Here is a 12,449-nt window from a genome sequence, read left to right as displayed (position 1 = left end):
ATGTTTCTGGTCGGTACTGTGTAAAATCATTCTCAGCAGCAGGGCAAGCGCGCCTACTATAAATAGATACGGTGATTGGGGGTTAATTAGTTGCTTTTGCGTTTAATTAATTTATTAAAAAATCTTTTATAAAGTTCCACATCAAATATCACCGAATCCGTAGCAGCTTTGTATGAAAGAAAAAGCCCGATGGGCGTAAGCACAATGATAGCTACCCACATACCAAAACCAACAGATATACTACCCGCCCTTGCCGATTTTTCGCCAATGGTAGAGATAATATAATAGATAAGGAAAAATACAACCGAAATAACTACCGGTAAGCCAAGCCCTCCCTTACGGATGATAGCCCCTAGTGGAGCGCCGATCAGGAATAAAGCCAAACACGCCGCCGAAAGCGTAAATTTTTTCTGTACTTCCGATGCATAACGCCGTATGTTAAGGATGTCGTCGTTATAACGATCGGTACGGTTCTTTAATATATCTTTTATAGAACGGATCTCTGATGACGCGCTTGAAAGAGCTACCACCTGATCGGCCAGTTTCATACTTTTCAACACCCCTGCTTTATCGGCTGGTATATATTTAACCGCGGGCTTTGCCGGCATGTTAAAAAATTTCATATAGGGTGTAATAAGCCTATAATTCTGTACTATACTACCATCAACCTGGTGTTGTACAGAATCGACATAAGATCTTAACTGCTTCAGGTTCATCATTTGTGAGGCCGACTTAAATTCATTTTCATCGGTACGAGCCAGTTTAAAGCTAGATAGATCAAACTTTTGTTCGGTTTCTGTAAAGCGGAAGCGCGACAGGCGCTGCCTGAAATTATAGGTAGCATTATCAGGTGCCGACTCCTCGTATCTTACGCCATCCTTTAATTTCAACACCAGAAATTTATCACCCATAGTTCGGAACATAGTACCTTCACGGGCTATGGTAACTGTTGTATTATTGTTATCGGCACTTTTTTGGTATATCATGATACCATATAATCTTTGCCCATCCGGATCTTTGCTCTTTACACGAATAGTATAACCTGTAAAGCTGTTACTAAAAACCATCTGAGGCAACAAATCGGCCGACTTTTGCTTGCGGGCGTCATATAGTAATGAAAAATACTTAAGATTAGCTACTGGCAGCATATAGTCCGAAAAAAAGAATGCGGCCACACTCAGAATAGTCACTACCACAATCATAGGGTACATGGCCCGGCGCAGGGAGATGCCAGCAGCCTTAATGGCTACCAATTCGTAGTTTTCGCCCAGTGAGCCGTAGGTCATGATGGTTGACAGCAATACGGATAAAGGTAACGCCATGGCCACATTAGTAGCCGAATTATACAGCATCAGTTCCAGAATGGTGTACCAGGCAAAACCCTTACCTATCAGATCGTCGATGTATTTAAATAAAAATAACATCAACAATACAAACATTACGATGAAAAGCGTACTTACAAAAGGTCTTATAAACGATTTAAGGAGTAAAAGATGTATCTTTTTCATTAACGCAATTTGTACAACAGGATATAACGCACCAAATGCCTGTTAATTTTCATTAACGCACAAATAGCGTTTCACGATACAAAATTAGCTAAAATTAAGTTTCTTTAAGCACCTAATACACTGATGAGATATTCGATCTGATTATCCCAGATCAGTTTGCGCTCGGCGATGGCATCTTCGGTTGCAAAATCGGTAACACTGAGTGCAACATCATTGGTTAGCTCATCCTGCAGAATTTCCATTTCGAAATAAAATTGCGGATCGTCATCTACCCATTTAAATCTAACCAGCTTATTTTCTTTTACGGTAAGCAACTTTGCTTTTTGGGCATCGTTATCCCAGGTAAATGTATAAACCTGGTCCTTGATGTTCACATCATCGGCAAACCATTGCGCTAATCCATTGGGCTCACTCAGAAAGGAAAACAGTATACGTGGAGACGATTTTATCTCATATTCAATGGTAAATTTCTTTTTTTCGGACATTGGGGTTTATACTTGTAAGCTCTAAAAGCTGTAAATGTTAACATTTTTTCTAAAGAAAACGAATTTCTGCTATATTTGCAAACCTTTTTAAGGAAGGCCACTGATTTATTAAGGGCCACTCTTTTACAAAACCATTATAAAAGAGCAAGATACATAAAAAGGCGGGGTAGCTCAGATGGTTAGAGCGTAGGATTCATAACCCTAAGGTCGGCAGTTCGATCCTGCTCCCCGCTACATTTCAAGTAAAAAGCCTCAAGTCGAAAGATTTGAGGCTTTTGTTTTTGTAATAGGCGTTCATTTTACTTGAGTGTACATACTCGTAATTGTTTTTCGCTTTCAAAAACTAAAAGCATAACAATTTCTATTATTTTAGTGCCCATAAAAACCTAAATGAAAAAACGCAATTCACTGGCCCTTATAGCATTTGCTACAATAGTTTTAAGCTCATGTGATCAGGATGAGCAGCATCAAACTGTTGGCACCTGGGACGGTACAGACTATAACACCGGAAAAGACACCATAATTAATCAGCATTCATACCACTACAGCAGCTATGGCTACTGGTATTGGTATAATAGTGGCCAGGTTACCCGTTACTACCCTCGTACAGGCTATTCCCAAACTTTGTCTGCAGATGAGCACCGCAGTGGCGCGTTTCTTTCCTCCTCAGCACACACCGGGAACGGCGGAGCCGGTGAAGATCCGGCTCATTTCAGCAGCGGTCACGGTGGCACGGTGGAGGGTTTTGGCAGAACAGCGCATGGGGTTCCATCAGGTGAAGGCTTTGGAGGCTCGGCCCATGCAGGCGGCGAGGGCGGCGGAGAATAAATTCCCATATGCAAAGGATTAGAATTACACCACGCCAGCAATGGCAGGAGTTGGTCGAGAAACAGGGATTTCTTTACCATACCCTGAATGACGTACCCTACTGGGACGAATCCGCATGTTATAAATTTTCCGAAAAGGAAATACTCATGCTTGAATCAGCAACACAGGAGCTTCACGCCATGTGTGTCGAAGCGGCCCAATATGTTATTGACAATAATCTTTTTGCTTTATTTGGTATTCCCAAGGCGGTCGTGCCCCTTATTCGTCATGCCTGGAACGAAAGTGATACCGGCTTTTGGTCACTGTACGGCAGGTTTGATCTGGCTTATGATGGTATTAATCCCCCAAAAATGCTTGAATTCAACGCAGATACACCAACCTCACTGTTTGAAGCAAGTATTGTACAATGGTTTTGGTTAAAAGATTATAAACCATCAGCCAACCAATTCAACTCCATCGACGAAAAGCTCAGGGTGGCCTGGGAGTGGATACACGGTCAGTATCATTCATCGCTTTATCATTTTGCCTGTCTGAAAGTGGCAAAAGGCAACATTCCTACGCTTCAGCTTCGCGAAGATATTACCAACACAGCGTATATTCTCGATACTGCCTCTACGGTAAAGGATCTTAAATATCATTTTACAGATATTAGTAATATTATTTGGGACGGCGTCCGGTTTGTAGACGAGCATAAAAACCCGATAGAAACACTCTTTAAATTGTACCCATGGGAGTGGATGATTAACGAGGTGGACACGGCCAGTTTTGGAAAAAGCACAGTTAACTGGATTGAGCCCATTTGGAAAATGCTATGGTCAAACAAGGCTCTGCTTCCCGTCCTATGGCAGCTCTATCCCAATCATCCCAACCTGCTTCCTGCTTATTTTGAGCCGCAGTCGGCAACTTATATAAAAAAGCCAAAGCTTTCCCGTGAAGGTGCAAATATAGAAGTGGTACAAAACGGACAGGTAGTATTGAGTACCGGTGGCGATTACGGAACAGAGGGATTTGTATACCAGGATATAGCCAATATACCTGATATGGATGGCAATTATCCGGTTATCGGGTCATGGATAATTGGCGGCGAGGCGGCAGGCATAGGTATCAGGGAGAGTAACTCCATTATAACTGATAACGTAAGCCGATTTGTGCCGCACTATTTTGAATAGCAAACATCCCCAAATAAGTGCCGCCCTTGTTGTTTAATATCTCAATTACGATATAGTTATTGTAAATATTTTTTATTCGCCCGACTAAAACTTCTTGTTTCCCATTTTACTATTCCTTTGATTAAAAGGAACGGCGATGATTTTACAGGATAAATATTCAGCCGGTTTCCAGGGAATTAAAATTTCTTTTTATCGATAATCTCCATAAAACCGCTTCTGAACTTTTCACTTACCGGGAGACGTTTTTCACCGATAAAAATATGGTTATCTTCTATTTTAACCAGCTGCTCTGTATTGATAATATAAGAATTATGAACCCTGATAAATGGCTGCAACAATTGTTGTTCAATATCTTTCAGTCTACGGTAAATGAGTAACTGCTCCTGCAAGGTCACTAATCTTACATAATCCTTTTCTCCTTCAAAATACAGGATATCTTTCAATGATATTTTCCGGAATGCCTTGCCAGATTTTACAAAAAAATAATCCTTGTCCGCTTCGGCGCTTATAGGTCTTTCCGGTTCACGTCTCGAAAAATAGGGTTCTATTTTTTGCACCGATGATAAAAAACGCTTTAACGTGATGGGTTTTAGCAGATAGTCTATAGTTTGAAAAGTATAACTTTCTACAGCATATTCAGAATAAGCTGTGGTAAAAACAATTTTGGTTTGAGGCGGCAATAAAGTCGCCAATTCCATACCGGTAAGCTGCGGCATATTAATATCCAGAAAAATAAAATCAACATGATTCTTTTTCAAAAAGGCCAGGGCCTCCAGCGCATCATAACACTTGGCCTTTAGCTCCCATTCCGTACTTTGTTTTATCAACAACTCCAGCAGGTCAACCGCATCCGGCTCATCATCAATAATTATACAGCTTAAGTTCATGCAAGTGGTATTTTTAAATAAGCATGGTATAGTTCCTCGTCTTTCCTGGTAGCTAACTCAAAATTTGAGCCATATAACATCGATAGCCTTTTTGTTAAGTTTGCTATCCCAAATCCGTTTGAATCTTTTGATCCGGCCGAGTTAAACCAGCGGTTACTTGTGCTGAAAAGCAGGTGGCCTTCTTTTTGAATCAACGATATATCTATCTGGTTTTGCTTACTCGATTTATTGATCCCGTGTTTGAAAATATTTTCGACAAAGGTCATCAGTAACATTGGCGGGATGCGTAATTCTGTCTGATACGATTTTTCGAAGTTAATAGACACACCATACCTGATACGGATTCGTTCAAGCGCCATATAGTTTTCAATAAAGGCAACCTCCGTTGTTAACGGCACTACATCTTTTGGACTTTCATCAACAAAATAACGCATGATATCAGACAAACGCTCTATCAGATTTGCCGAAGGAGGATCAACTTTGTAAACTTTGTAATATATGTTATTCAAGGTATTAAACAAAAAATGAGGCTGTACCTGCGATTTAAGTAAGTTGAGCTCGGCCTGACTTTTTTGCAGCATGATCTCTTCGGTTTGCTGTTTTAAAGTAAAGTAAGCAATGGAAATACGAAAAATAAGGCTGAGAATATAGATCAGGATCCCGCTTGGGACATAATAAAGCAAATTCAAAAACTTGATATGAATTGGCTTTATAATTGAAAAATGCTGATAAAGCACCAGGGATATATAACCTCGCAGCATCCCGACAACGACAAGAAGAAGTATCACCAGGATGCCATACCAAACAAACTTCTTTTTTTGATAAAACATCGGGTACAGGATCAGGATGTTCCCATAAATAATAATTGCGTAGGAAAACGTGCTGATTAGGGTAGATATTACTGATTTCCTGGCGCCATCCATCGGCAATGCTGAAAAAAAGATCAACAATAATACAGCAACCCAGATGAGCAGTTGAAGCAGCGTAGTACCGGGTCTCTTTATTTTCATATTCAAAAATACCAAGCTTTTATGTTTTAAGATACTCTTTTACGTGATTGAGCCATTATTCTATACAATTACCTTTAAAATTTAGATGGATGGGCAAAATAGCAGCAAAAGCCAGATTGTCGAATAAACAGCCCTTTTCATTAAGAATCAAATAGAGTGGGTCGAAAAGATTCGCAAAGATTATTTACAAAAAGCAGTTTTGATCATCAAAAATCAAAGCCATGAAATCAATCAAAAACACTTGTCTGCTTTTAATCGCGGTAATCCTGTCGGCTTCGGCCTATGCACAAACTCCTAAACCACGGGTAAGCCCGGCCGAATCCGTAACCGGAAAAATAGGGGATGCTACCATTGCCATTCATTACAGCAGCCCATCAGTAAAGGGTAGAAAAATCTGGGGTGGATTGGTGCCTTATGATACAGTTTGGCGTGCAGGTGCTAATGAAGCCACCACTTTTGAAACCGATAAAGATATTAAAATAGGGCATAAACAATTACCTGCTGGCAAGTACGGTTTTTTTCTGGTACCGAAAGAAAAAGATAAATGGATAGCTGTTTTTAATACAGTACCCAACCAGTGGGGTGCGTTTAAATATGATGCAACCAAAGATCAACTCCGGGTTGAAGTAAAAACCACCGCCCTGCCAGATGACCAGGAAATGCTCGTTTATAAGATAACCCCAAAAGGATTTTTATTAAACTGGGAAAAGCAGTCTGTTTTTATTCCGGTAAAATAATCTCATCAACCGAATTAAGACTTTTCTACCATTAACCAATTAAAAATCAATCAACATATGAAAAGGATTTCATTAATCACAGCAATATGCTTATTAATCATTAGCGTATCTTCCTGCAGTAAAAAAAAGGATACCCCCCCACCAGTTACCAATAGCGACACCAATTGGAAATTTGGAGCTTATACCTATACCAAAGGCACCTCATCACAAGGGAATAATGGTGTTTATAGCACAATAGTTGATGGCACCACCGATACCGAAAATTACGGCGCTTATTCGGGCAGTGGCTTAATTTTCTCTTGGAACCCTCTTGGCGCCGGTAAGTATACCATAACAACCTCCAACCTTGTCTTAAACAGCCTCGGTACTAAACTCATAAGCATTCAATGCCAAATTGGTACAGCAGTTAACACGGGCTCTACCAAGTATTCTTCAACGGCTAATACTAATGCTACTGCAGATGTAACCGTAGATGCAAATGGCAAATATCATATCAACATAACACAACCAGTGGTTTTAACTAAAGACGCTATTATTGGAGGTGGTGTACAAGGTGCTGCCGATACCTATCCATTAACGGTGAACAATGCCTATTAAGCCATTCCCAATCATCAACCAATTAAAAGCCATCAAAATGAAAAATATTCTTTCATTAACCTCTCTTTTCATATTTGCTTTTATCGTGCTTTCGTACGACAAAAGCGGGAGGAACAAGATTTTCTCCCCTCCTACAAATGGTCATAGCTTAAAACTTAAAACAAAGATTACAGGAATCGTATCCACAGGTAATTCAGCATTAATAAATCTGGCATTTAATGGAGCAGAAACTGCCGATCCCGCAACTAAAACGCTTTGGAAAATAAATAGTGCTTCGCAATAAAATCAATCACTTGAGTATTCAACGCGACGGCTTTTCCGCAAGGTAAAACAACCTCTGTCACGGTAGAATCAATGGTATTTTTATTCTCCTATGCTAAGTTATATTTTACAGATACAGAGCTGCTATATTACCGGAGTCAATAATGATGTCTACTAACAATGTGAATCGTTAGTAATGACTGGTACCTAAAGTCATAGAGCTCTTTTACTTTCCATTTATTAAAAAATCCATACAGATGAAACTGTTTAAGTTTAAATTATTAATAACCATGTTCATGCTTTCGGGGATGTGCAACAATCTATATGCTCAAAATAATGGAAAGATAACAGGTCAGGCAAAAGACGCTCAAACCCATGAAGCCATATCCTTTGCTACCGTGGCTTTAACAAATCCTACTACTAAAGCTAATATCCAGGCAACGCAAACAGATGCCAACGGTAATTTCACAATGGTGAATTTACCGTCCGGGACATTTACACTCCGGTTAAGCTATTTGGGTTATAACGCAGTTGTTAAAGAAAACATCAACATCAGTTCATCGGCCGATGTTGTAAACCTGGGCGAAGTGCCAATGAGCTCATCTCCTAATAAAGTGTTAAATGAGGTAACCATTACCGCCAAGAAACCAACTCTGCAAAACAAAGACGGAAAAAAAGTTTTCGCTGTAAATCAAAGCCTGGTAAGCCAGGGGGGTACCGCTGCCGATCTGTTACAAAATGTACCCACGCTCCAAATTGATGTAAATGGGAATGTGAGTTTACGGGGTTCAACCGGGGTAAAAGTATTGATCGATGGTAAACCGTCGCTTATTGCAGGCGGCGACGTTACACAAATTTTGCAGTCCATTCCAGCCAGTTCTATTGAAAATGTGGAAGTAATTGCCAATCCATCTGCCAAATATGATGCCGAGGGCCAGGGTATCATCAATATTATTTTAAAGAAGAACAGCAAAGCAGGGTTTAATGGCTCGGTGACCGCTTCGGCAGGCACACGCAATAATTATAATGGTAGCGGCGCTTTAAGTTATCAAACAGGCAAAGTAAATGTTTATGGAAATTACAGCTTGCGCGATGGGGACACCTATAGCAACGGTTTCCAGTATCTTACCTTTTTACAGCCAACAGATGCTACCGTTTATTCCAATGAAACCTTCCCTTCTACTACGCATAACAGAATACAAAATGTAAAAGCAGGTGTTGATTATTCACTAGCACCCAAAAGTATCCTGAGTGTTTCGGGTAGTCTCAACCTACGCAACACCCACCGCGATGAATTATTAGAAATCAATAACCTGGATGCCAACAACGCACTCCTGCAATTAAGCCATCAAAACAACACAACGAACAGTAATGGAAAAAGTTATGAACTGGATCTGGATTATAGCCAGCACTTTAAAAAGCCCAAAGAGGAATTAACCTTCAATTTTTCCTATTCTCATGGCACTTCCCGTAATCTTCAGGTTTATCAAAACCATTCAACCACTATAAGCATCCGTGGGCCAATACCTCCGGATCCGGATCCTTTAGAAAGTGATATATGGAACAATGGGAATAATTACAATATACAGGCCGATTATATATTACCCACAGGTAAAACCGGACAAATATCTGCCGGTTATCGTAGCCAGATCAGCCTGGGCAACAATAACCAGTACGCGTATGATTTAAACCATGGAACTCCCAGCCCAATTTATCCGTTTACTAACCTTTTCAACAGCAATAAGCAGATCCATGCCATCTACTTAAACTACCAGAACCAGATCAGGAACTTTAATTATGAAATAGGTTTAAGGGCTGAGGACTCTCATTTAAACGCAACCTATACAGGCTACGATGCCAACAACACATTATATAATACACCGATAAGAGTACCCAGTAAAGGTTTGTATCCCAGTGTGTTTTTAACGCAGAAATTGAGCGGCGATCAACAATTGCAATTTAGCTTTACCAACCGGGTAACAAGGCCTACCCCAAGAGAGCTTAATCCATCCACAGATTTTTCTGACCCTACAAATTATGAAACGGGTAACCCGAATTTGATACCGGAAAGCATCAACTCTTTGGAACTGGGGTATAACAAAAACTGGAAAAACATTTCATTTACATCAAGCCTCTACTACAGCAGGCTTAATAATGTCATTAAACATATTGAGAGTGCGCCGGTTAACGGGGTTATTACTACAACCGCCCAAAATTTAAAGCATTCTAATACCACAGGACTAGAGTTGATAGGGCATTTTGATTTAATTAAAGCCTGGGATTTTACCGCCAATGCGAACATTTTTGAGCGACAAAATGATGCAGCGCCTCAATTTGGGATAGCGGCAAACAGTGGCTTAAGCTGGAATGCGAATATTACCAACAATATCACCATTGTAAAAAGTCTTGCCGTACAAATACGGGCAGATTATCGCGCCGCTGATTTTATTATTCAGGATAGGAACCGCCCGGCATTTGGCCTTGATGCAGGCGCCAAATACGATTTTTGGAGTAATAGAGCATCCTTAAGTTTTAATAGCGTTGATATTTTCAATAGCCGTAAATGGGCGTTTTTAAGAAGCAGCGATGCTTTACTCCTGGATTTTCAGCGACGGACCCTTGGCTCAAGAGCCACCTTAAGCTTTACCTATCATTTTGGCAAAAGCACTGGAGTTCACAAACCAGCTAAGAAAAAAGAAGATAATCCGGACAAGCGCATTGATGATGCTTCCTAGGTAGAAAAAAAATATGTTTTCAGTCAATACTACAATTCTTCACTCGTTCTTTAGATCAGTTAGTAGAAATTAGGCATTCAGAAGAAAATGCCTAATTTATTAGGTCGGTTAATAAAGTACTCCAGTTATTTAGGTAGTTCCACGTAGAAAAATGTCCCATTGTTTTGCTTGCTTTCAAACCAGATTTGTCCTCCATGGGCCTCCACAATCTGTTTGGAAATGGCCAGCCCCATACCAAAGGGTTGTTCACCGGCAGTTCCGGGTCTTTTGGCTTCGGTGAACATATCAAATATTTTATCGTGCATTTCTGTGGGTATACCTATGCCGTGATCTTCGATGGTTATCAATACGCTATCTTCCTTACTGACCATCTGTACATTGACAACAGCACCGCTGGGACTGAATTTAATAGCATTTGCGATCAGGTTACTGATCACGCGCCACATTTTTTCCCGGTTAACACTGATGGTGAGATGGTCGGCAGTTAACATGATCTGCTGTCCCTTTGCTTCGGCTTTAAAATATAAAAGCTCCACACAGTAATGCAGCAGGGTAAACATATCAACCGGTTCCAGTTTAAGCTCTTCGAGCCGGGTATGAATTTGCAAAAGGTCATCAATCAGGTTCAGAGAATTCTTTCCGGAAGTTTTGATTAGTTCCAGCATGGTGCGGTCATCACCGGGTCCGCGTTTATTGTCAAGCATCATGGTAGCCACAGTCATCATGGCGCCTACGGGATTGCGCAGGTCATGTGCCACCATTTTCATCATACGGGTATTGTCTTCCTGGCTTTGCTCTAACGCAGTAAGCGTTTTTTGCATCTGCGTATTATATTCACTGATCTTTTGATTCAGTTTGGTTAGTTCTTTGACGCTATTCCGGTAACGCTTCAGGTTATACCATACCAATAGTAAAATAATAATCGTCATTACCGCAAAAACAATGATCGCAGCCAAATAAGTGCTTTTTAACTGATCATTTTTAGCTAATAATGTTAACCGGTATTCCTGTTCTATGTTCTTAAAACCCTGGTCTATATCAGCAATCTTTAACCCCTTGGTGACCTCATCAAGCGAGTCGCTCATCTGATCATATTGCTGAATATACTGGTACGCCTGAGCAATCTGGTGGGTCTTATCGTAATATTTCCATTTTAATTTTTTCCATTTCAGACGATTATCTGCATTACTCTCACTTTTTCCACGCCCTGTAAGCAAATCATGCTCAATTTCGCCCAGTAAAGAATCAGCTGCCGCATACCGTGAAAACTGAATATACAAGCTTGCCAGTTTAAGTTGGGCCGTTTGTGCGTCTTCGATAGCGTAACCCTGACGATTATTGATACGAATACTTTCCTTCAAGTATTTTTCAGATTCAGGGTAGTTACCCATCAAAGCATAAACACCACCTAAATTCCCGTATACTACTGCTCGCGCCGTCTCTGCAAACTGCTTCTTATCCGGAAAACGCCCGGCATTACTGTCAATAAAGTTTAGCGCGCTTTTATAATAATAAACAGCACTATCAGGAACACCTGCCTGTTCAAAACATAAAGCGATGGTATTAAGATGTGACTGCGGATAAATAAACAAATTGCTAAAGCCCGCACCAGCCTTACAATGGCTACTTTCGGCAAAAGCCTCTTTAAAATATGGAATAGCTTTCAAATAGTTACCCTGCTTATAACGCACCATCCCTAATTGATAAGTGATCTGGCAATAACTGCAGCTATCCAGGTTTTTTTGAGCAAAAAGCTTACCATCATAATAACATTTAAAGGCATCAGCATATTTTTTTTCAACCATCAAAACATCGCCTTTGGCAAATATGGCACCGGCATATTCTTTTTTGTACTGCAGCTCCTTACCACTCAATATCGACAACATGCTATCAGCATATAACTTTTCCTTAACCAGGTTTTTGTTGTAGTACAGGTAATAATTAGCTTTCTGATTATATTTTTTCCAGAGATCAGTAACACCCGGATTAGGAAAAACCTGGTATGCCGAGTCGAGATAAATAATGGATCGTTCCAATTGTCCGGTATTGAGCAAAGTACTGGCTTTATCGATAATGGAATCGGCAAGCGCCGGATGATTGGGATTTTTTGTGGATACCTGTTTGCAGGCAAATAAAAACAGAATACAAGTTAACAGGAGCCTCCAATAGCTCCATTTTATTAATTTAGCAGGATATAAGCATAATGGCAAAGGCATAAGCTAAACATTTGAT

Annotated in this window: 11 protein-coding genes and 1 tRNA gene; 7 read left to right on the top strand and 5 right to left on the bottom strand. The window is 40.3% G+C overall.

Annotation, left to right across the window (positions count from 1 at the left end; genetic code table 11):
- Positions 1–86: 86 nt before the first annotated feature.
- Both G7092_RS19355 and G7092_RS19350 read right to left on the bottom strand, forming a co-directional pair.
- Positions 87–1,508 carry an LptF/LptG family permease gene (locus G7092_RS19355; RefSeq protein ID WP_166091527.1) on the bottom strand — a complete coding sequence of 474 codons (1,422 nt, stop codon included), beginning with the start codon at positions 1,506–1,508 and terminating at the stop codon, positions 87–89.
- Positions 1,509–1,612: 104 nt separating this feature from the next.
- Positions 1,613–1,993: an START-like domain-containing protein gene (locus G7092_RS19350; protein ID WP_076375546.1), complete on the bottom strand. Its 381-nt coding sequence runs from the start codon at positions 1,991–1,993 to the stop codon at positions 1,613–1,615.
- Positions 1,994–2,153: 160 nt separating this feature from the next.
- On the opposite strand from G7092_RS19350, the gene G7092_RS19345 reads away from it, so the two are divergent.
- The 3 genes from G7092_RS19345 to G7092_RS19335 all read left to right on the top strand — a co-directional run bounded on the left by G7092_RS19345 (position 2,154) and on the right by G7092_RS19335 (position 3,990).
- A tRNA-Met gene (locus G7092_RS19345) sits at positions 2,154–2,227 on the top strand.
- A gap of 156 nt (positions 2,228–2,383) precedes the next feature.
- Positions 2,384–2,821, top strand: coding sequence for a hypothetical protein (locus G7092_RS19340; RefSeq protein WP_166091526.1), 438 nt, complete (start codon positions 2,384–2,386; stop codon positions 2,819–2,821).
- 8 nt (positions 2,822–2,829) lie between these two features.
- Entirely contained in the window at positions 2,830–3,990 is a 1,161-nt protein-coding gene (locus tag G7092_RS19335; RefSeq protein ID WP_166091525.1) for a glutathionylspermidine synthase family protein, read from the top strand.
- 176 nt (positions 3,991–4,166) lie between these two features.
- Here G7092_RS19335 and G7092_RS19330 read toward each other — a convergent pair whose 3' ends face one another.
- Complete coding sequence (locus G7092_RS19330) at positions 4,167–4,877, bottom strand: LytR/AlgR family response regulator transcription factor (RefSeq protein WP_166091524.1); 711 nt, start codon at positions 4,875–4,877, stop codon at positions 4,167–4,169.
- Positions 4,874–5,887: a sensor histidine kinase gene (locus tag G7092_RS19325; RefSeq protein ID WP_166091523.1), complete on the bottom strand. Its 1,014-nt coding sequence runs from the start codon at positions 5,885–5,887 to the stop codon at positions 4,874–4,876. The genes G7092_RS19330 and G7092_RS19325 overlap by 4 nt, the downstream gene beginning before the upstream one ends.
- Before the next feature lie 221 nt (positions 5,888–6,108).
- Here G7092_RS19325 and G7092_RS19320 point away from each other — a divergent pair, with 221 nt between their 5' ends.
- The 4 genes from G7092_RS19320 to G7092_RS19305 all read left to right on the top strand — a co-directional run bounded on the left by G7092_RS19320 (position 6,109) and on the right by G7092_RS19305 (position 10,217).
- Positions 6,109–6,624 carry a DUF2911 domain-containing protein gene (locus tag G7092_RS19320; RefSeq protein WP_166091522.1) on the top strand — a complete coding sequence of 172 codons (516 nt, stop codon included), beginning with the start codon at positions 6,109–6,111 and terminating at the stop codon, positions 6,622–6,624.
- 57 nt (positions 6,625–6,681) lie between these two features.
- Complete coding sequence (locus tag G7092_RS19315; RefSeq protein WP_166091521.1) at positions 6,682–7,221, top strand: hypothetical protein; 540 nt, start codon at positions 6,682–6,684, stop codon at positions 7,219–7,221.
- The gene (locus tag G7092_RS19310; protein WP_166091519.1) at positions 7,211–7,504 is read left to right on the top strand and encodes a hypothetical protein; all 294 of its coding nucleotides are present in this window, start codon (positions 7,211–7,213) and stop codon (positions 7,502–7,504) included. The genes G7092_RS19315 and G7092_RS19310 overlap by 11 nt, the downstream gene beginning before the upstream one ends.
- A gap of 235 nt (positions 7,505–7,739) precedes the next feature.
- On the top strand, positions 7,740–10,217 hold the full coding sequence (locus G7092_RS19305; RefSeq protein ID WP_166091518.1) for a TonB-dependent receptor: 2,478 nt from the start codon (positions 7,740–7,742) through the stop codon (positions 10,215–10,217).
- Between the two features lie 125 nt (positions 10,218–10,342).
- Here G7092_RS19305 and G7092_RS19300 read toward each other — a convergent pair whose 3' ends face one another.
- Positions 10,343–12,433: a tetratricopeptide repeat-containing sensor histidine kinase gene (locus G7092_RS19300; RefSeq protein WP_166091517.1), complete on the bottom strand. Its 2,091-nt coding sequence runs from the start codon at positions 12,431–12,433 to the stop codon at positions 10,343–10,345.
- Between the last annotated feature and the right edge of the window lie 16 nt (positions 12,434–12,449).

The sequence above is a fragment of the Mucilaginibacter inviolabilis genome (assembly GCF_011089895.1).
GTDB classification, from domain to species: domain Bacteria; phylum Bacteroidota; class Bacteroidia; order Sphingobacteriales; family Sphingobacteriaceae; genus Mucilaginibacter; species Mucilaginibacter inviolabilis.
Note: the sequence above shows the minus strand (reverse complement) of the source record. Positions and strands in the feature narration are given on the sequence as shown.